This is a genomic window from Mesorhizobium sp. RSR565B (assembly GCF_054719465.1).
The window spans coordinates 6015594-6035146 of the sequence record NZ_JBTTIE010000001.1 but is presented as its reverse complement, the minus strand read 5'-3'; the positions used below and the strand labels follow the sequence as shown (position 1 = coordinate 6035146).

At 62.1% G+C, this 19553-nt stretch carries 21 protein-coding genes; 13 read left to right on the top strand and 8 right to left on the bottom strand.

Annotated elements, in window-relative coordinates; all coding sequences use genetic code 11:
- Positions 1 to 77 precede the first annotated feature (77 nt).
- Complete coding sequence (locus tag ACYG9R_RS29130) at positions 78 to 950, bottom strand: aldo/keto reductase family oxidoreductase (protein WP_023823246.1); 873 nt, start codon at positions 948 to 950, stop codon at positions 78 to 80.
- Positions 951 to 1041: 91 nt separating this feature from the next.
- Between ACYG9R_RS29130 and ACYG9R_RS29125 the strand changes: the two genes are divergently transcribed.
- Positions 1042 to 1941, top strand: coding sequence for a LysR family transcriptional regulator (locus ACYG9R_RS29125; protein ID WP_023693291.1), 900 nt, complete (start codon positions 1042 to 1044; stop codon positions 1939 to 1941).
- 262 nt (positions 1942 to 2203) lie between these two features.
- Here ACYG9R_RS29125 and rpsI read toward each other — a convergent pair whose 3' ends face one another.
- The 3 genes from rpsI to ACYG9R_RS29110 all read right to left on the bottom strand — a co-directional run bounded on the left by rpsI (position 2204) and on the right by ACYG9R_RS29110 (position 3832).
- Positions 2204 to 2686 carry a 30S ribosomal protein S9 gene (gene rpsI / locus ACYG9R_RS29120; RefSeq protein WP_023669408.1) on the bottom strand — a complete coding sequence of 161 codons (483 nt, stop codon included), beginning with the start codon at positions 2684 to 2686 and terminating at the stop codon, positions 2204 to 2206.
- A gap of 1 nt (position 2687) precedes the next feature.
- Positions 2688 to 3152 (bottom strand): 50S ribosomal protein L13, encoded by a 465-nt coding sequence (gene rplM / locus ACYG9R_RS29115; protein ID WP_023669409.1) that lies wholly within the window; start codon positions 3150 to 3152, stop codon positions 2688 to 2690.
- A gap of 215 nt (positions 3153 to 3367) precedes the next feature.
- On the bottom strand, positions 3368 to 3832 hold the full coding sequence (locus ACYG9R_RS29110; RefSeq protein ID WP_023743589.1) for a PaaI family thioesterase: 465 nt from the start codon (positions 3830 to 3832) through the stop codon (positions 3368 to 3370).
- Between the two features lie 146 nt (positions 3833 to 3978).
- Between ACYG9R_RS29110 and ACYG9R_RS29105 the strand changes: the two genes are divergently transcribed.
- From ACYG9R_RS29105 to ACYG9R_RS29080, 6 genes are all read left to right on the top strand, one after another.
- Positions 3979 to 4800 (top strand): enoyl-CoA hydratase, encoded by an 822-nt coding sequence (locus tag ACYG9R_RS29105; RefSeq protein ID WP_023669411.1) that lies wholly within the window; start codon positions 3979 to 3981, stop codon positions 4798 to 4800.
- A gap of 12 nt (positions 4801 to 4812) precedes the next feature.
- Positions 4813 to 5235, top strand: coding sequence for a VOC family protein (locus ACYG9R_RS29100; RefSeq protein ID WP_023689472.1), 423 nt, complete (start codon positions 4813 to 4815; stop codon positions 5233 to 5235).
- Between the two features lie 8 nt (positions 5236 to 5243).
- Positions 5244 to 6026, top strand: coding sequence for an AAA family ATPase (locus ACYG9R_RS29095; RefSeq protein ID WP_023736498.1), 783 nt, complete (start codon positions 5244 to 5246; stop codon positions 6024 to 6026).
- Positions 6023 to 6544 (top strand): CoA-binding protein, encoded by a 522-nt coding sequence (locus tag ACYG9R_RS29090; RefSeq protein ID WP_023711525.1) that lies wholly within the window; start codon positions 6023 to 6025, stop codon positions 6542 to 6544. The genes ACYG9R_RS29095 and ACYG9R_RS29090 overlap by 4 nt, the downstream gene beginning before the upstream one ends.
- Positions 6545 to 6711: 167 nt before the next feature.
- Positions 6712 to 7992, top strand: a complete 1281-nt coding sequence (locus ACYG9R_RS29085; RefSeq protein WP_023711524.1) for an O-acetylhomoserine aminocarboxypropyltransferase — start codon at positions 6712 to 6714, stop codon at positions 7990 to 7992.
- A gap of 179 nt (positions 7993 to 8171) precedes the next feature.
- Complete coding sequence (locus ACYG9R_RS29080; protein WP_023823245.1) at positions 8172 to 8519, top strand: cupin domain-containing protein; 348 nt, start codon at positions 8172 to 8174, stop codon at positions 8517 to 8519.
- Between the two features lie 20 nt (positions 8520 to 8539).
- Here ACYG9R_RS29080 and ACYG9R_RS29075 read toward each other — a convergent pair whose 3' ends face one another.
- The 3 genes from ACYG9R_RS29075 to ACYG9R_RS29065 all read right to left on the bottom strand — a co-directional run bounded on the left by ACYG9R_RS29075 (position 8540) and on the right by ACYG9R_RS29065 (position 11221).
- Positions 8540 to 9166, bottom strand: a complete 627-nt coding sequence (locus tag ACYG9R_RS29075; RefSeq protein ID WP_245260019.1) for a transporter substrate-binding domain-containing protein — start codon at positions 9164 to 9166, stop codon at positions 8540 to 8542.
- Between the two features lie 109 nt (positions 9167 to 9275).
- Positions 9276 to 10523, bottom strand: a complete 1248-nt coding sequence (locus ACYG9R_RS29070; protein ID WP_023823243.1) for a cytochrome P450 — start codon at positions 10521 to 10523, stop codon at positions 9276 to 9278.
- A gap of 107 nt (positions 10524 to 10630) precedes the next feature.
- Complete coding sequence (locus tag ACYG9R_RS29065) at positions 10631 to 11221, bottom strand: hypothetical protein (protein ID WP_023823242.1); 591 nt, start codon at positions 11219 to 11221, stop codon at positions 10631 to 10633.
- 309 nt (positions 11222 to 11530) lie between these two features.
- Between ACYG9R_RS29065 and clpP the strand changes: the two genes are divergently transcribed.
- The 4 genes from clpP to ACYG9R_RS29045 all read left to right on the top strand — a co-directional run bounded on the left by clpP (position 11531) and on the right by ACYG9R_RS29045 (position 16884).
- Positions 11531 to 12160 carry an ATP-dependent Clp endopeptidase proteolytic subunit ClpP gene (gene clpP / locus ACYG9R_RS29060; protein WP_023682306.1) on the top strand — a complete coding sequence of 210 codons (630 nt, stop codon included), beginning with the start codon at positions 11531 to 11533 and terminating at the stop codon, positions 12158 to 12160.
- A gap of 295 nt (positions 12161 to 12455) precedes the next feature.
- Positions 12456 to 13730 carry an ATP-dependent Clp protease ATP-binding subunit ClpX gene (clpX, locus tag ACYG9R_RS29055; RefSeq protein ID WP_023682305.1) on the top strand — a complete coding sequence of 425 codons (1275 nt, stop codon included), beginning with the start codon at positions 12456 to 12458 and terminating at the stop codon, positions 13728 to 13730.
- Between the two features lie 273 nt (positions 13731 to 14003).
- On the top strand, positions 14004 to 16415 hold the full coding sequence (gene lon / locus ACYG9R_RS29050) for an endopeptidase La (RefSeq protein WP_023682304.1): 2412 nt from the start codon (positions 14004 to 14006) through the stop codon (positions 16413 to 16415).
- Positions 16416 to 16611: 196 nt separating this feature from the next.
- Positions 16612 to 16884 carry an HU family DNA-binding protein gene (locus ACYG9R_RS29045; protein WP_023669423.1) on the top strand — a complete coding sequence of 91 codons (273 nt, stop codon included), beginning with the start codon at positions 16612 to 16614 and terminating at the stop codon, positions 16882 to 16884.
- A 91-nt stretch (positions 16885 to 16975) separates the two neighbouring features.
- Here the strand turns inward: ACYG9R_RS29045 and ACYG9R_RS29040 are convergent, their stop codons facing one another.
- On the bottom strand, positions 16976 to 17998 hold the full coding sequence (locus ACYG9R_RS29040) for an aldo/keto reductase (RefSeq protein ID WP_023669424.1): 1023 nt from the start codon (positions 17996 to 17998) through the stop codon (positions 16976 to 16978).
- Between the two features lie 184 nt (positions 17999 to 18182).
- On the opposite strand from ACYG9R_RS29040, the gene ACYG9R_RS29035 reads away from it, so the two are divergent.
- Both ACYG9R_RS29035 and ACYG9R_RS29030 read left to right on the top strand, forming a co-directional pair.
- Positions 18183 to 18749 carry an SIS domain-containing protein gene (locus tag ACYG9R_RS29035; RefSeq protein ID WP_023689464.1) on the top strand — a complete coding sequence of 189 codons (567 nt, stop codon included), beginning with the start codon at positions 18183 to 18185 and terminating at the stop codon, positions 18747 to 18749.
- Positions 18750 to 18752: 3 nt separating this feature from the next.
- Positions 18753 to 19496 carry a creatininase family protein gene (locus tag ACYG9R_RS29030; RefSeq protein WP_023689463.1) on the top strand — a complete coding sequence of 248 codons (744 nt, stop codon included), beginning with the start codon at positions 18753 to 18755 and terminating at the stop codon, positions 19494 to 19496.
- The last annotated feature ends 57 nt before the right edge of the window (positions 19497 to 19553 follow it).

Sequence of the window (19553 nt, the reverse complement as noted above, 5' to 3'; positions counted from 1 at the left end):
CGCGACCTCCTACCTCCCCTCGGTGGGGAGGTCGCGCCGAAGGCGCGGGTGGGGTGACAGCGCCGCCCGCAAAATCTTCACGCCGCTTTCGCCACCCCATTCAATTCCCTCAGCACATCAGCCGACAGCTCCAGTTCCGCCGCCGCCAGGTTCTCTCTCAAATGCCCGACCGACGACGTCCCCGGGATCAGCAGGATGTTCGGCGAGCGGCGCAGCAGCCAGGCGAGCGCAACCTGCAAGGGTGTGGCGCCGAGCCGCGTGGCCACATCCGACAAGGTCGACGACTGCAGCGGGCTGAAGCCGCCGAGCGGGAAGAACGGCGTGTAGGCGATGCCGGCGCGCGCCAGTTCATCGATCAACCCGTCGTCGTCGCGATGCGCCAGATTGTACTGGTTCTGCACGCAGACGATCTCGGCGATCCCACGGCCTTCCTCGACCTGCGCTGGGGTGACGTTGCTCAGGCCGATATGGCGCACCAGGCCCTTGCGCTGCAGTTCGGCAAGCGCGGTCAACTGCGCCTCGATCGAGCCCTCGGCCGGACCCATCACCCCGAACATGATGCGCAGATTGACGACATCCAGCACCTCAAGGCCGAGATTCCTGAGATTGTCGTGCACGGCCTGCTCTAGTTCCTTGGCGGAATAGGCAGGCAGCCAGGAGCCGTTGCTGCCGCGCCGCGCCCCGATCTTGGTGACGATGACGAGGTCTTGCGGATAGGGCGCCAGCGCTTCGCGGATCAGCTGGTTGGTTACATGCGGGCCATAGTAGTCGCTGGTGTCGATGTGGTTGACCCCGGAGGCCACCGCTTCGCGCAGCACTGCAATGGCCGCGTCATGATCCTTCGGCGGACCGAAAACGTGCGGGCCGGCAAGTTGCATGGCGCCGTAGCCGAGCCGTTCCACGGTGTGGCTGCCGAGGGTGAATGTGCCGGATTTTTGGATGGTGGACATGGTCGGTCTCCTTTGAGGAGGCGAAGATAGACGCTGCTCAACCTCGGGATAATAAGGTACAATCCGTACAGCTTGTGCGGAATGGCGAACAATGATGGACCTTGGCGATCTGAACGCTTTCGTGACGGTGGCGCGTGCCGGCGGTTTTCGCGAAGGGGCTCGCGCCGGCGGCGGCAGCGCGTCGGGCCTGAGCGAAGCGGTGCGCCGCCTGGAGACGCAACTTGGCGTCAGGCTGTTCAACCGCACCACACGCAGCGTTGTTCCAACCGACGCAGGCCTCAGCCTCTTGGGAAGGCTTGGCCCGGCGCTGTCGGAGGTGGAGGCGGCCCTCGACGTGGTCAATGGCTTTCGCGACAGGCCGGCCGGTTCGCTGCGCCTCAACGTCCCGGTCAGCGCCGCGCGGCTGATATTGCCCGACATCGTTCCGGGCTTCCTCGCCGCCTATCCCGGCATTCGGCTGGAGGTCATCGCCGATGAGAACTTCGTCGACGTGTTGGCGGCCGGCTGCGACGCCGGCATCCGCTATGACGAGCGACTGGAGCAGGACATGATCGCGGTGCCGATCGGACCGCGCGTCCAGCGCTTCGCCACTGGCGCCAGCCCCGCCTATCTCGAGCGCCATGGGCGGCCGCAGCACCCGAGCGACCTGCTTGGCCATGCTTGTCTGCGCGGTCGTTTTGCCAGCGGTGCGATGCTGCCGTGGGAATTCGAGCGCGACGGCGAGGTGGTGCGGGTCGACACGACGGGGCCGTTGATCGTGCGGATCGGCGGGGCGAGCGATCTTGCCGTCCATGCGGCCATTGCCGGCAGCGGCATCGTCGCTCTCTTCGAGGGCTGGCTTCGCCCCCACTTCGAAAGCGGCGCCCTGGAGCCCGTGCTCGAACCGTGGTGGCAGAGCTTTCCCGGGCCATTTCTGTACTATCCCGGACGGCGTCTGGTTCCGGCGCCGCTACGGGCGTTTATCGATTATATTAAGGCCGGCAAGTTCTGAGACTTGAACCGAGGCCGGCGCCATCACCCCACCCGGCGCTTCGCGCCGACCTCCCCATCGAGGGGAGGTAGGGTGCCGCGTTTTTATGGTCGAACTGGTTTGCTAGCCGCTGGACCATCGTGGATTGTCCGGGTGGCAAAACTGCCGCGACCTCCTACCTCCCCTCGATGGGGAGGTCGAAGCGCCGGGTGGGGTGACTGCCGAGACCCAAAAGAAAAGGCCGCCCGGAGGCGGCCTTTCGATGTCTGGAACGTCGCAGCGCTTAGCGCTTCGAGAACTGGAAGGAACGACGGGCCTTCGCCTTGCCGTACTTCTTGCGCTCGACGACGCGGCTGTCGCGGGTCAGGAAGCCGCCCTTCTTGAGCACGGCGCGCAGTGCCGGCTCATAGTAGGTCAGCGCCTTGGAGATGCCGTGACGAACGGCACCGGCTTGGCCGGAGAGGCCGCCGCCGATGACGGTGGCGACGATGTCGTACTGGCCGGCGCGGTTGGAAGCGATGATCGGCTGGTTGAGGATCATCTGCAGGACCGGACGCGCGAAATAGGTCGCGAATTCCTTGTCGTTGACGACGATCTTGCCGGAACCCGGCTTCACCCAGACGCGCGCAATTGCGTTCTTGCGCTTGCCGGTGGCATAGGCGCGGCCCGACTTGTCGAGCTTCTGGACATGCACGGGTGCTGCCGGCTGGGTGTTGGTGTTGCCGGTGGCGGCGCCCAATTCTGCGAGCGAGGAAAGCTCAGCCATCTTATGCAACCTTCTTGTTCTTGGCGTTCAGCGCGCCGACGTCGAGGGTGACGGGCTGCTGGGCGACATGCGGATGTTCCGTGCCTGCATAGACGCGGAGGTTCTTCATCTGGCGACGGCCGAGCGGCCCGCGCGGGATCATGCGTTCGACGGCCTTCTCGACGACACGCTCGGGGAAACGGCCCTCGAGCAGCTGGCGCGCGGTGCGCTCCTTGATGCCGCCGGGGTGACCGGTGTGCCAGTAATAGACCTTGTCGGTGAACTTCTTGCCGGTGAACACCACCTTGTCGGCATTGATGACGATGACGTTATCGCCGTCGTCGACATGCGGGGTGAAGGTGGGCTTGTGCTTGCCGCGAAGATGATTGGCGATGACAGTGGCGAGACGGCCGACGACGAGACCCTCGGCGTCGATCAGCACCCACTTCTTCACCACATCCGCAGGCTTCTGCGAAAAGGTTGCCATGGATTTCTGCTTTCGATTTGGACCTTCCGAAGAAGGCGTTTCTTGTTGCTTAGATTGGCGACAAGACACTTGCCCGCCGCCAATAACAAAACGGCGGCCTTTGCGGGCCGCTGCTTCGTGACGGCTTATAGGCGAGGGGAGTGGGCACGTCAAGGCGCGGGAAAAGCACGTCTGCTCGTAAAGTGCAATAAAAACAAAGGTTTGACTAAAAGGTATTATTTTACCACATCGGCGGCGAGCTTCGGCGGGATCGAATAGGTGCCGGTCGCATGCGCAACCGTGTGTTCCTTCGGTCCGGCGACGATGTCGATATCGAACACCATCAGGCTCTTGCCCAGCTTCAGGATGCGGCAATGGCCGTCGATCGGGCCGGCCTCGGCCTTGCGGACGAAATTGATGTTGAGGTTGACCGTAACCGAAAGCGCATCCGGCCCGGCATGGCTGAGCACGCAGACATAGCCGCCAATGTCGGCCAGCGTGAACAGCGAGGGCCCGGACACCGTGCCGCCGGGACGCAAATGCCGTTCGCTGGCGTTGAGCCGCACCGTGCAGCCGCCCGGAAACACATCGAGCGCCTCATACGACGTGAACTCGTCGTTGAGCTGCGGGTAGACGCTGGCCATCAGCGCATTGACTTCAGCCGCCGTCAGCACCGGCTTGAGATTGTCCTGGGCGGGCATGTCGGTCTCTCGTTCTATGCCGGGCCTGTATGAACGCAATGATGCGCTTCTGGCAACACCTCTGGCGCAAGCGATGGGTGTTGATGAAACTCGATCCGATATTAGATAGTCTGGCGGCGCCCGGCGGAATCGCGGAGACCCTTGTCATGGCCGAAATCCTTTCGATCAAACCTGTTGCCATAGACGGGCCGGTCATCGCCGGGCTGGACAAGGGCGTGCTGCGCCTGACGCTCGCCAATCCGCCCGCCAATGCCTTGTCGCTTTCCGTCATGGCGGCATTGAGCGCCGAGCTCGACCGTGCCAAGGCCAACAAATCGGTCCGCGTCATCGTCTTGGCGGCCGCCGGGAAAGTCTTCTGCGCCGGTCACGATCTCAAGGAAATGACCGCGCGCCGCGCCGACGCCGACAAGGGCAAGGGGTTTTTCGAGCAGACATTTTCGGCTTGCGCGGCGTTGATGCAGCAGATCGTGCGCCATCCGCTCCCGATCATCGCCGAAGTCGATGGCCTCGCCACTGCTGCGGGGCTGCAACTGGTTGGCAGTTGCGACCTCGCCATTGCCTCGCATGAAGCGACCTTCTGCACGCCGGGCGTCAATATCGGCCTGTTTTGTTCGACGCCGATGGTGGCGCTGTCACGCAACGTGTCTCACAAGCACGCCATGGAAATGCTGCTCACCGGCGAGACCATCGATGCCGCAACCGCCAAGGAATTCGGCCTGGTCAACCGCGTCGTGCCGCGCGAATACCTGAATCAGATCGTCACCAAATACGCGCAAACCATTGCCTCCAAATCATCTCTGGTGGTCAAGACCGGCAAGGAAGCCTTTTACGCGCAGGCCGAGATGGGGTTGGCGGACGCGTATGCCTATACCGGCCGCGTCATGGTCGAGAACATGCTGGCCCGCGACGCCGAGGAAGGCATCGGCGCCTTTATAGGCAAGCGTAAACCGGAATGGACGGACGAATAGGCTTTTCGATCCATGGAACCGCGCATCTCCATCATCACCATCGCCACCGACGATCTCGAGCGCGCCGTGCGCTTTTACGAGGGCATGGGCCTGAAGCGCCACGCCGGCATCACCGATGGCGTCGCCTTCTTCCAGATGGGCGGCGCCATTCTCGGCCTGTTCCCGAGGCCAAGCGCCGAGGAGGATTCAGGCATTGCCTTCGCCGCAGCACCGTCGGCGGTCTACCTCGCCTACAACACCCGCTCCGATGCCGAAGTCGACGACGTGCTGGCGGCCGCCGAGAAGGCCGGCGGCAGGATCGTCAAGCCGGCAGGCCGCGCCTTCTGGGGCGGCTGGTATGGATATTTCGCCGATGCCGACGGCCATGTCTGGGAAGTCGCACACAATCCGGCCTTCCCGATCGCGGATGACGGCACCATCTCGCTGCCGGACTGAGCGTCCGCATGGGCTATCGCAAGCAACTGACCCGGCTTAAGGCGCCTTATCTCAAACGCATCCTGATTGACCCCGAGCGCGTGGAAGATTGGGAAAAATATCCATGGAACCTGCCGCTGTTTCGCGGCCGTGAATTCGAGCTCGAATTCACCACGCCGATCACCATCATTGTCGGTGAAAACGGCACCGGCAAATCGACACTGCTGGAAGCCATCGGCGCGCTGGCCGGTTACGACGAGGCCGGCGGCGGCAAGGGCTATCGTCCGGTCGATCATTCCATCGCCATCGACAAGAGCGGTGCGGCACTGGCGAATACATTCCGCGGCCACTGGCTGCCAAAAGTCACCGCCGGCTGGTTCTTTCGTGCCGAATCTTTTTACTCGGTCGCGCGCTATCTCGACCAGGCGGCACTCGAAGACCCGTTCGGACCGCCGCCGCCGGACTTTCTATCGTGGTCGCATGGCGAAGGGTTCATTCGCTTTTTCGAGGAGCGCTGCCGCCGGCAAGGCATCTACATCCTCGACGAGCCCGAAAGCGCGCTGTCGCCGTCGCGGCAGATCGAATTGTTGAAGATGCTGCGGCGCATGGACCAGTCAGGCACGGCGCAAGTGATCATGGCGACGCATTCGCCGCTGCTGATGGCTTGTCCCGGCGCGCGGCTCTTCCGAATCAGCCGTTTCGGCCTCGACCCCACAGATTTCACCGATACCGATCATTTTCGCATGATGCGCGACTTCTGCACGGACCCGCAGTCCTTTATGGAGGAAGCACTGAGGGAGACCGACGAGTGAATCACGATAGCTACGACAATGCCTATATCGGCGGCATCCTCAATTCTGTGAAGACCATCGCCATGGTCGGCGCGTCGGCCAACGATGTCAGGCCGAGCTTTTTCGTGCTGAAATATCTGCTGGCCAAGGGCTTTTCGGTGTTTCCGATCAATCCGGGGCAGGCCGGCAAGGAAATCCTCGGCCGCATGACCTATGCCAGCCTTGCCGATCTGCCGGAGCCGGTCGACATGGTCGACATCTTTCGCGCCTCTGCATCGGTGCCCGGCATTGTCGATGAGGTGCTGAAGCTCGACCCCTTGCCGAAGGTGATCTGGATGCAGCTTGGCGTGCGCGACGACGAGGCGGCCGCGCGCGCCGAGGCGGCCGGTATCAAGGTGGTGATGAACCGCTGCCCGAAGATCGAATATGGCAAGCTGTCGGGCGAGATCGGCTGGACCGGCGTCAACTCCGGTGTGCTTTCGTCGAAGAAGCCGCTGATGCGGTCGGGATTCCAGAGTTTCGGTGTGCGCCAGAAGTAAGGCAGTGAATGGTGAATGGTGAATAGAAGGATTTTCCTGGAAGCCGGGTAAAGCCGCATATGAGCGGCTTGCAATCAAGGTGGGACTGGCCGACTTTGCGACCACCATTTATCGCTCACCATTCATCATTTCACCATTCACACGTTTACCGCTCAGGGAGGTTTTCGATGACCCGCACGCCCGGTTTCAACACGCTCGCCGTCCATGCCGGCGCCAAGCCCGACCCGGCAACGGGCGCACGCGCCACGCCGATCTACCAGACGACCTCCTTTGTGTTCGACGATGCCGACCATGCCGCCTCGCTGTTCGGGCTGAAGGCCTTCGGCAACATCTACACCCGCATCATGAACCCGACCCAGGCGGTGCTGGAAGAGCGGATCGCGGCGCTCGAAGGCGGCACGGCTGCACTTGCCGTTGCTTCCGGCCATGCCGCACAGGTGATCGTGTTCCACAATCTCATGCGGCCTGGCGATAATTTCGTCGCCGCCACAAGGCTTTACGGTGGTTCGATCAATCAGTTCGGCCATGCCTTCAAGAATTTCGGCTGGGAGGTGCGTTGGGCCGACACCAACGACATCTCCACTTTCGAAAGCCAGATCGATGGCAAGACCAAGGCGATCTTCATCGAGAGCCTGGCCAATCCCGGCGGCACCTTCGTCGACATCGAGAAGATCGGCGACATCGCCCGCAAGCACGGCTTGCCGCTCATCGTCGACAACACGCTGGCCTCGCCCTATCTGGTGCGGCCGATCGAGCATGGCGCCGACATCGTCGTCCATTCGCTGACCAAGTTCATCGGCGGCCACGGCAATTCGATCGGCGGCGCCATCGTCGATGGCGGCACGTTCGACTGGTCGAAATCCGGCAAATATCCGATGCTGTCGGAGCCGCGCCCCGAATATGGCGGCCTTGTCCTGCACGAAACCTTCGGCAATTTCGCTTTCGCCATCGCCGCGCGCGTGCTTGGCCTGCGTGACATCGGCCCGGCGATTTCGCCGTTCAATGCCTTCCTGATCCTGACCGGGCTGGAGACCTTGCCGCTCAGGATGCAGCGCCATTGCGACAATGCGATCACCGTAGCCGGCTGGCTGTCCAACCACCCCAAGGTCGCCTGGGTCAACTATCCCGGCCTGCCCAGCGACAAGAACAACGCGCTGCAGAAGAAATACTCGCCGCAAGGCGCCGGTGCTGTCTTCACCTTCGGCCTGAAGGGCGGCTACGAGGCCGGCATCAAGTTCGTCGAGGCGCTCGAACTGTTCTCGCACCTCGCCAATGTCGGCGACACCAAGTCGCTGGTCATCCATCCGGCATCGACCACGCATCGCCAGCTTTCCGACGAGCAGAAGGTCAAGGCGGGTGCGGGACCGGACACGGTCCGGCTTTCCGTCGGCATCGAGGATGTCAACGACATCGTCGCCGACCTGGAACAGGCTTTGGCCAAGGTTTGATTTTTTGAGTGAGTAGTGAGTAGTGAGTAGTGAGTAGTGAGTAGTGAGTAGTCGGTATTCACTAGTTAGCAGTGATTAGTGATTAGCCACCCGCTCGAGGGAGCGCTTTCCACTCACTACTCACTACTCACTACTCACTACTCACTACTCACTACTCACTAACCTATTGGAGGCAAACCCTGTCCGCGCATTACCTGACAATATCGACCGACAGCGTCGACGCCGAACATGGCGCCCCGGCGCCGGATCGTCTGATTGCGGGCGATCCGAAGTTCCGCACCTGGAATGTCGAGGAGCGCGATGGCCGCCTCTATGCCGGCATCTGGGAAGCGACGCCGGGCAAATGGCGCATCGAATATGACGAATGGGAGTTCTGCCACATCCTTTCCGGCGTCTCGGTGGTTGCCGAGGACGGCGGCGAGGCCCGCACGGTGCGCGCCGGCGACAGTTTCGTGCTCAGGCCAGGCTTCAGGGGCAGCTGGGAAGTGGTTGAAACGACCCGCAAGGAGTATGTGATCAAGCTCTGATCACGCGGCGCGCTTGGACTTCACAAAAGCCGATCGATGTCAGTGTCGGAAAAGCCGTATCCGCTCATCATCTCCCTGTGCCAGGGACTGCCAAGCAAATCACTGAGACATAAGTCGACGCGCTGGAGCAGGGTGGCACTGCCTTTGGCGAGAGCGAAAGCGCCGGGCGCTGGCTGTTTTTCGACTGCCGGGACGTCGATGACGTCGAGAGGCGCGTCGGGTCGCCGGCTCAGATAGCCGCGATGCGCGAGCGCTACACTCGCATAGGCATGCACCACGCCGGCCGCGACGGCGTTTGCTGCTTCGGCCTGAGTGGCAAATATCCTTAGCCGTTCGGGCTGAATAGCGTTTTGCAGGGCCGTCCGGTGCTGGATCTGGCCCGATATGACGCCGATCAGCGCCGTCCGATCATTGGCTACGGACCGATAGCCATCGAAGGCCCGGGGATTGTCTTTCGCGACCAGCAATCCATCCGCCAGCATCCAGATCGGCCTTGTGAAGTCGACCAGCTTCCGGCGGTCGTCGGAAATGAACAGGCCGGTGGTTATGTCCCACCGATGTTCGGCAAGCCCAGGCAGCAGTTCGGCAAACTCGGTCTCGATGGGCAAAAGTTCCAGCCCGAGCGTCAGGCAGACCCTCGTGGCCAGTTGGGCATCGCTGCCGCCCAGACGTCCCGATCCGTCGATAAAGCAGAAGGGGTGGTTCCTGTAGAAAGGCGAATCTCATTTTCTCGGGCATGCGTCGGCTCCGCCGTCCTCACAAGCTCACAGTGAGCTTTTCCAGCCCATGGAAATGATAGGTGTCGCGGAAGCGCGGCTGCTCCGCAAGATGGAGTTGCGGCTGCCGCTCGAACAGGGTTTTCAGCGACACCTGCAACTCCAGCCGCGCCAGCGGCGCACCGATGCAGAAATGGATACCGGCGCCGAACGAGACATTCTTCTGGTCTAGTCGGCCGGGCCGGAAGGCGCCAGGTTCGGCAAAGGCAAGCGGATCATGATTGGCCATGCCGAGCAGCAGGCCGACCGTCTCCCCCGGTTGTACGACAACCCCGGATGTCACCTCGACCTCCTGATAGGCGTAGCGGGTGAACATGTGCAGCGGCGCGTCGAAGCGCAGGCACTCCTCGACCGTCGCAGCGGTTGCTTCCGGCGAGGTGAAGAAACGGCCGGGGTCGCCGCCTTGCGCCAGCAACGTGCGCACGGCGTTGCCGGTTTGATGGACGGTCGCCTCGTGGCCGGCATTGAGCAACAGGATGGCGGACGAGACCAACTCGTCTTCCGACAGCTTCTGGCCATCCTCCTGCGCCGCGATCAGCAGCGACAGCAGGTCGTCGCCAGGCTTCTTGCGCCGCTCGGTGACATAGCCGCGCAAAAAGTCGGAAAAATCGCGCGCGGCGCGATTGGCCGCTTGCTCGGTCTCGCGCGTCCGGCCATGCATGTACATGGCCACCATCCGGTGCGACCAGTCGAGCAGTTGCGGCCCCATTTCGACCGGCACACCGAGCATTTCGGCAATGATGGTGATCGGCAAAGGTGCGGCGAAGCTGGGCAATAGATCGACGTGGCGCGGTTCGAAACGGTCGATCAGCTCATTGGCCAGCGCCTCCACGCGCGGCCGCAGCCGCTCGACCTGGCGCGAGACGAAGGCGCGGTTGACCAGGGTTCTGAGCCTGGTGTGCACCGGCGGCTCCAGCTCCAGCATCGAATTGCTCTCGATGCCGTCGAAAGCGGCCAAATGCGAGCGATCCTCGCCGATGCCGCGGCTGTCGGGAATGCCGGCCGGGTTCTGGCGGCCGAAGCGGCGGTCGCGCAACAGCCGGTTGACGTCGTCGAAGCCGCCAAAGCACCAGGAGCCGAATTCCTCCCAGAAGAAGGCATTCGATGCGCCATGCAGGACGGCATAGGCGTCGTAAGGGTTCTGGAAAAACGCCGGTTCGTGCGGGTCGAGCCGCAGGCGGCGCGTGGCTGGATCAAAGGCGAGGTAGGGCGGCATGGATGTGGTCATGCCAGACCATTACCGCGGCTTGCCGGCTTGGTGCCAGACCGGATGTTGGCACCCGACGGCCCTATGGATTGAGCCAACCGAGGCGGACCTCGGCGAAGTACCGAAGTCTAATCCTCGCAATGCTTGGCAATATGCACGCGGCGCCAGCTGGTCGAGCCTTCCTGCACCACCACCCGGCGCGCCATCCTCTGGTATGACGGCGCTATCTGGGTGACGTGCCGCCGCTCGGGCCGCACCAGCACTTCATGGGCGACGCTCTCATATTCGGCCGGCAGCACAACCCGGCGGGTGCGCTCCGGTTCAACCACCACCGTTTCGGCCACACGCGCGTAGCGGGCCTTGCGCCACACCTTGCACAGCACCTTGCGGCCGTGGATGACGCGCCATTCCCAGGCATAGCCGCCATCGTCGACCTGGACCGTGCGGTAAACGGTGCGGGTTCTCGCCGGTACGATGTCATAGGTGACTCGGGGCGGCGCGATCTGCTCGACGCGCTCCATGGTGCCATAGATCGGCGGATCATAGTCGACCAACTGCCCGCCGGGACTGACCATGACGTCTTCATAAACGGTGTCATAGAGCGCCGGCCTGTGCACCGGCTCATAGCATTCGGCGGCCCGGCCGTCGGCAACCGCATCGGACACCATGCCGAGACCGGCAAGGCCGGAAATGGCGAGGCAAACAGTTTTCCTGATCATGGCACTCCCCCTGTTTGAACGCGAGAAGGTGAGGTTCAACGTTGAACTGTAGGGGATGGTTCTCCGGGGGAAAGCGGTTTCGCCGCGTTTCGTTAAGCGACGGGGTTAAGGAATTGCTACACCGCAAAAACGCCGTTGGCCGCCTTCGGGCTTCCCTTGCGCGGAAACCTTGATTCGACTTAACCAGATGGCTAGGAGAGGCGGCCTTGCGCTAGGGTGAGCCGGCATCCTATTTACATTCTAACCATCAAGAACCGATTCTGCCCGATTTCCCGGCGCCGGAATCCCCATCTCCAAAAAGGGTAGTCCATGAAGAACCCCGTCGAAACCTACATGAACCTCGTTCCGATGGTGGTCGAGCAGACCAATCGCGGCGAGCGGGCCTACGACATTTTCTCGCGCCTGCTGAAAGAGCGCATCATTTTCATCACCGGCCCGGTCGAAGACGGTATGGCGACGCTGGTTTGTGCACAGCTTTTGTTCCTCGAGGCCGAGAACCCGAAGAAAGAGATCAATCTCTACATCAACTCGCCGGGCGGCGTGGTGACCTCGGGCATGGCGATCTACGACACCATGCAGTTCATCAAGCCGGCGGTGTCGACGCTGTGCATCGGCCAGGCGGCGTCGATGGGCTCGCTGCTTCTGACCGCCGGCCACAAGGACATGCGTTTTGCCACGCCGAACGCCCGTATCATGGTTCACCAGCCTTCCGGCGGTTTCCAGGGCCAGGCCTCCGACATCGAGCGGCACGCGCAGGACATCATCAAGCTGAAGCGCCGCCTCAACGAGGTCTACGTCAAACACACCGGTAAGAGCTACGAAGACATTGAAAAGACGCTTGACCGCGACCATTTCATGACAGCCGACGAAGCCAAGGATTTCGGCCTCATCGACAAGGTCATTTCGTCGCGCGAGCCGGTCGAAGGCGCTGCGGCATAAGCGCTGCATGGCAGTTGCGTGGCTGGATAACGCGCTTTTGCTGGGATTTGCGGCATTTCGGCCACAATTGGCTGTTCCCTCGGTGGATGGGATTGCCTACGTTAAGGCTATGTTGATTTTCGACGGCTTAGCTTTGTGCAGGGTTGGCGCGAATCATTGCGACGTTTTCTGATTTGTGTTTCGTACGGAATGCGTTGCGGGAGCCGGGACACTGGCGGCGGCGAATTCCCGCGATAGATAGAATATGCGCCCTTTCAGCCAGACCATCGGCGGGCGGCCATGAAAGGACAGGAAAATGAGCAAAGTCGGCAACAACAGCGGTGATTCGAAGAACACGCTTTATTGCTCGTTTTGCGGCAAAAGCCAGCACGAGGTGCGCAAGCTGATCGCCGGCCCAACGGTGTTCATCTGCGACGAGTGCGTCGAGCTATGCATGGACATCATCCGCGAGGAGAACAAGACCTCGATGGTGAAGTCGCGCGAGGGCGTGCCGACCCCGCAGGAGATCCTGAAGGTTCTCGACGACTATGTCATCGGCCAGCCCTACGCCAAGCGCGTGCTGTCGGTGGCTGTCCACAACCACTACAAGCGCCTGGCGCATGCCGGCAAGAACAACGACGTCGAATTGGCGAAGTCCAACATCCTGCTGATCGGCCCGACCGGCTGCGGCAAGACGCTGCTTGCCCAGACGCTGGCCCGCATCATCGACGTGCCCTTCACCATGGCCGACGCGACGACGCTGACCGAAGCCGGTTACGTCGGCGAGGACGTCGAAAACATCATCCTGAAGCTGCTGCAGTCGGCCGACTACAATGTCGAGCGCGCCCAGCGCGGCATCGTCTACATCGATGAAATCGACAAGATTTCGCGCAAGTCCGACAACCCATCGATCACCCGCGACGTGTCGGGCGAGGGTGTGCAGCAGGCGCTTCTGAAGATCATGGAAGGCACCGTTGCCTCCGTGCCGCCGCAGGGCGGCCGCAAGCATCCGCAGCAGGAGTTCCTGCAGGTCGACACCGCCAACATCCTGTTCATCTGCGGCGGCGCCTTCGCCGGGCTGGACAAGATCATCTCGGATCGCGGCAGGAAGACTTCCATCGGCTTCGGCGCCATCGTGGCTTCGCCCGAGGATCGCCGCACCGGCGACGTGTTCCGCCTGGTCGAGCCCGAGGATCTCTTGAAGTTCGGCCTCATCCCCGAGTTTGTCGGCCGTCTGCCGGTCCTGGCGACGCTTGAAGACCTCGACGAGCCGGCGCTGATCCAGATCCTGACCGAGCCGAAGAACGCGCTGGTCAAGCAGTATCAGCGGCTGTTCGAGATGGAGAGTGTCGACCTGACCTTCCATGAGAATGCGCTGTCGGCGATCGCCAAGCGCGCCATCGAGCGCAAGACCGGCGCCCGTGGCCTGCGCTCGATCATGGAAGCAATCCTGCTCGACACCATGTTCGAACTGCCCGCTCTGGAAGGCGTGCGCGAAGTGGTGATTTCGGAAGAAGTGGTGACCGGCAGCGCCCGGCCGCTCTACATCTATTCCGAGCAGAAGGAAAAGAAGGGCAACGTCAGCGCCTGATCTGGCATCTGGCCTAACCTTTTTATGGAACGGCGCCCGCGGGGCGCCGTTTTGCTGTGGTGAGGTACCGATCCTTGTGACGGAGTGGATGAACGAACGTGTCGACCCTTGATCTTTGCCCCTCGTGCATCCAACTAACATCGGAAGGCCGAGGTGCCGAATTCTGTGCTGTAAAACTCCCGTCACAAACGGTGGTAGGCGGAACGATCCCCGGTCGTTAATATGAGATTCGCGGTTGGCTCAATTAGCGGCCGCGACATGAAAGGTTGGACAATGGCCAAAATATCCAAGGCTCCCAGCGACGGCGTCTTCGCAGTCCTCCCACTGCGCGACATCGTGGTGTTCCCGCACATGATCGTTCCGCTCTTTGTCGGGCGTGAAAAGTCGATCAAGGCGCTGGAAGAGGTTATGGGTCAGGAAAAGCAGATCCTGCTTGCCACCCAGATGAATGCCGCCGATGACGATCCCGAGCCCGATGCGATCTTCGACATCGGCACGCTCGCCAATGTGCTGCAATTGCTGAAGCTGCCCGACGGCACCGTCAAGGTGCTGGTCGAAGGCGCTTCGCGGGCCAAGATCGTCTCGTTCACCGACCGTCCGGACTTCCACGAAGCTACCGCCACGGCGCTGGTCGAGCCGGAGGAGGAAGAGGTCGAGGTCGAGGCGCTCGCCCGTTCGGTCGTCACCGACTTCGAAAACTACGTCAAGCTGAACAAGAAGATCTCGCCTGAAGTGGTGGGCGCCGCCAGCCAGATCGACGACTATTCCAAGCTCGCCGATACGGTTGCCTCGCACCTCGCCATCAAGATCCCCGAGAAGCAGGAGATGCTGGCCACGCTGTCCGTCAAGGAACGGCTGGAAAAGGCGATGGGCTTCATGGAAGCCGAAATCTCCGTCCTGCAGGTGGAGAAGCGCATCCGCTCGCGCGTCAAGCGCCAGATGGAGAAGACGCAGCGCGAATATTACCTCAACGAGCAGATGAAGGCGATCCAGAAGGAGCTCGGCGAAGGCGAGGACGGCCGCGACGAGGCCGCCGAGATCGAGGCGCGCATCAAGAAGACCAAGCTCTCCAAGGAGGCCCGCGAAAAGGCGGAAGCCGAGTTGAAGAAGCTGCGGACGATGTCGCCGATGTCGGCGGAATCGACCGTCGTGCGCAATTATCTCGACTGGATCCTGTCGATCCCGTGGGGCAAGAACTCCAAGGTCAAGCAGGACCTGGCGTTTGCGCAGAACGTGCTCGACACCGATCATTTCGGCCTCGATAAGGTCAAGGACCGCATCGTCGAGTATCTCGCCGTGCAAAGCCGCCAGAAGAAGCTGAAGGGGCCGATCCTGTGCCTCGTCGGCCCTCCCGGCGTCGGCAAGACCTCACTCGGCAAGTCGATCGCCAAGGCGACCGGCCGCGAGTTCATCCGCATGGCGCTTGGCGGCGTGCGTGACGAGGCCGAGATCCGTGGCCACCGCCGCACCTATATCGGCTCGATGCCCGGCAAGGTCATCCAGTCGATGAAGAAGGCCAAGAAGTCCAACCCGCTCTTCCTGCTCGACGAGATCGACAAGATGGGCCAGGACTTCCGCGGCGATCCGTCATCGGCTTTGCTCGAGGTGCTCGATCCCGAGCAGAACTCGACGTTCATGGACCATTACCTCGAGGTCGAATACGACCTGTCGAGCGTGATGTTCGTGACGACGGCGAACACGCTGAACATCCCTGCGCCCCTGATGGACCGCATGGAGATCATCCGTATCGCCGGCTACACCGAGGACGAGAAGATCGAGATCGCCAAGCGTCACCTGATGCCCAAGGTGATCCGCGATCATGCCCTGCAGCCGAAGGAATTCTCCGTCGGCGAGGACGCGATCCGCGGCATCATCCAGACCTACACCCGTGAAGCGGGCGTCAGAAGCCTGGAGCGCGAGCTGATGAAGCTCGGGCGCAAGGCGGTGACCGAGATCCTGAAGACGAAGAAGAAGACGGTGAGCATCACGGCGGCGAACCTCGCCGATTACCTCGGTGTTCCGCGCTTCCGCTTCGGCCAGGTCGAGGCTGACGATCAGGTCGGTGTCGTCACCGGTCTTGCCTGGACGGAAGTCGGCGGCGAGCTGCTGACGGTCGAAGGCGTCATGATGCCCGGCAAGGGCCGCATGACGGTGACCGGCAATCTGCGCGACGTGATGAAGGAATCGATCTCGGCGGCGGCCTCTTATGTCCGCTCGCGGGCCATCGATTTCGGCATCGAGCCGCCGCTGTTCGACAAGCGTGACATCCACGTCCACTTGCCCGAAGGCGCCACGCCGAAGGACGGTCCGTCTGCAGGTGCTGCCATGGCGACAGCCATCGTGTCTGTCATGACGGGGATTCCGGTCCGGGCCGATGTGGCGATGACTGGCGAGATAACGCTTCGCGGCCGCATCTTGCCGATCGGCGGCCTCAAGGAGAAGCTGCTCGCCGCATTGCGCGGCGGCATCAAGAAGGTGCTGATCCCGGAAGACAACGCCAAGGATCTGGCGGAGATACCGGACAATGTGAAGAACGGTATGGAGATCATTCCGGTCTCACGTGTCGGCGAGGTTCTGAGGCACGCGTTGGTGCGCATGCCGGAGCCGATCGAGTGGGTCGAGCCGGTCAATCCGCCGGCTTCCACCGATACCGTTGACGATGCTGGAAAGTCGCTTGCACATTAGAAACTACTAAAGTTGCAGTGCACAAAGAGAGAGCCGGGCCTTGAGCCCGGCTTTTTCATGTGAAAAACCCACCTTTTCCGGGCTTTTTTCAACTTATTTCCGGCTTTTTGACTTGGGTTTGCGAGCGCTTCTTTCTAAAGTCCCTCTCCTGCCGGATGAGTCGAAAGTTCCGGTTTTCTCATGGAAGGGAATTTTTATGAACAAGAACGAACTGGTTTCCGCTGTCGCTGAATCCGCGAGCATTTCGAAGGGTGACGCACAGTCGGCGGTTGAGGCGGTGTTCTCCGTCATCACTGGCGAACTGAAGAAGGGCGGCGATGTACGGCTCGTCGGCTTCGGAAATTTCACCGTCTCCAAGCGTGCGGCATCGACTGGCCGCAACCCGCAGACTGGCGCGGAAGTGAAGATTCCGGCGCGTACCGTGCCGAAGTTCTCGGCCGGCAAAGGCCTCAAGGACGCGGTCAACTAAAAATTTTTTCAGAGAATGTTGAAAAGCCGGGTTCGCCCGGCTTTTCTTTTGCCTCGATGGCGGCAGGCCGTCAGCCCGCTGAGGCGCGCCTTCAGCCCACCGGCGCATCCGCGCGCATCAGGCCTTCCTGCTTGAGGTCCGCCCACAGCGCCGCGGGCAGCTTGGCATCGAGCAGGGCGCGGTTGCTTTCGACTTCACTCGGCCGCTGGCCGCCGGGGATGACCGACACCACGGAAGGGTGCAGCAGCGGAAACTGCAGCGCCGCCTCGATCAGCCTGACGCCATGGCGCTGGCAGACGGCCTCGATGCGCCCGACGCGATCCATGATGTCCCTTGGCGCCTCGGAGTAATTGTAATAGGCGCCTGGCTTCGGCCCGGTCGCCAGGATGCCGGAATTGTAAGGACCGCCGAGAACGATGCCGATGCCGCGTTGCTCACAGAGCGGCAGGAAGGTGGCAAGCGCTTCCTGTTCCAGCAGCGTGTAGCGCCCGGCCAGCAGGAACAGGTCGAAGTCGCCACGCTCCGCCAGCGTCTGGCAAACCTCCCATTCGTTGATGCCGCCGCCGAAGGCCTTGATCACGCCCTGGTCGCGCAGCGCAACCAGTCCGTTGTAGCCCGAGGCCATGAATTCCTCGATGCGCTGGTCTGACGCCTCCTTGCTGCCATGGGTGAAGATGTCGAGGTCATGGACGAAAAGGATGTCGATGCGGTCGACGCCAAGCCGTTCCAGCGACGCCTCGAACGAGCGCATGACGCCGTCGTAGCTGTAGTCGTAGACCTCCTTGCGCGTCGGTGTGTCGAAGAACTTGCCGATGCCGGTTCGTTCCTCCGGCGGGCAGGCGCGCAACAGGCGACCGACCTTGCTCGACAGCACATAATCGTCGCGCTTCCTGCCGCGCAGGAAGGCATTGAGCCGTGTTTCGGCAAGGCCCAGGCCATAGAGCGGCGCGGTGTCGTAGTAACGGCAGCCGGTCGCCCACGCCGCCTCCAGCGTGGCGTTGGCATCCGCGTCGGGGACGGCGCGGTAAAGGTTGCCGAGCGGCGCGCTGCCGAAGCCAAGCTCGGTGAAGTCGAGGCCGCCATTGCCGATGCGGTCGAAATGCCGTGTCTTCATGTCGTGCTGATTTCCTGGATTGATTGTCTGACATGACACTATCACGCCGCTGGCTCAGCAAAAGCCGCCATGGCCGTTGGACAGGCATTTTCGCGGTGATAGCATGAACAAAAACAAGCCTTTTTCCGAAAGCGCGCAACCCGAAATCACCGGCCACAAACCCAGCCGGACAGATGGGACTCTCATGACGAATGCCGGCTCGGATATGTTTTCGACCGCCCTGCAAGAGCTGGGCGCCGTACTGGCGCGCGTCGACGAAGCCGGCATCGACACCGCCTGCGAAACCCTGGCCCGCGCGCAAAAGATCGTCGTCTATGGCTGCGGCCGCGAGGCCTTGCAGCTCAAGGGTTTCGCCATGCGCCTCTATCACCTTGGCCTTGAGGTGTCGGTGGTCGGCGACATGAACACACCACCGCTTCGCCCAGCCGATGTCTTCCTGGTCAGTTCCGGCCCGGGCGAGACGACGACGGTGCTTACCTTGATGCAAGTCGCCCGCCAGGCCGGCGCCACCGTGCTTTTGCTCACCGCCGAGGCAGGCAGTAGTGCGGTCGCGCTTGCCGACTTCACCTTGCTGATCCCGGCGCAGACCATGGCGCGTGACCAGGGGCCACAAAAGACATCGCTGCTGCCGATGGGCTCGGTCTTCGAAGGGGCGCTGTTCCTGCTGTTCGAGGTGATGGTGCTGAAGCTCAAGGCGCTGACCGGCCAGTCGTCCGAGGCCATGCGCACCCGCCACACCAACATGGAATAGATCATGCGCTACGAACTGATGTTGCCGCACCAGATCCGAAAGGCGATCGCCGAGAACTGGCCGGTCGCTCTCCCGCTCGGCGTGCTCGAATATCACGGCGAGCACATGGCTGTCGGCATGGACACGCTGGCCGTCGTCAAGACGCTGGAGCTCTACGAGAAGGAGGCCGACATCGTCATCCTGCCGGCTTTCTACTACGGTGCGGCGAGCTATGTGGTGGCAGCACCTGAAGGCAACGGCTCGGTGCAGGTCGGCGGCAACCAGCTGGCGCCGTTCGCCGAAGAATTGTTCTACAGCCTGCTGCGCATCGGCTTTCGTAACATCAACGCCATCATCCACCACCAGACCGAGAACTTTGCCGCCGGCATGCCGACCGATCTCGCCTTCAAGGCCGCCGGCCGCCAGGCGATTTTCCGCTTCCTCGAGAAGCAGCGCGGCGAGGGCTGGTGGGGCTCAGACGAGATGGCCGATTATTATGCCGGGCACGCCGCCGGCGAGAATTTCTTCAACTGGGTGCAGGTGCACCCGCTAATGTCGGCTGCCATGAACGGGAAGTATCCGTTCGATCACGCCGGTGTTGGCGAGACATCATTGATGCTGGCACTGTGTCCGGAAGCGGTCGATGCCGGGCGTTTTGGCGAGAATACCGCGTGGTATACGGCCAGTGCGCCGGAGGCCTCGGCGGAGCTAGGGCAGAAGGGCGTCGCGATGATCATGGATCACCTGAGGGCGATATTGGGGCGCTAGCAGACAAAGTCGCTCTGTAGCGATCCTTCACACCCCCTCTGTCCTGCCGGACATCTC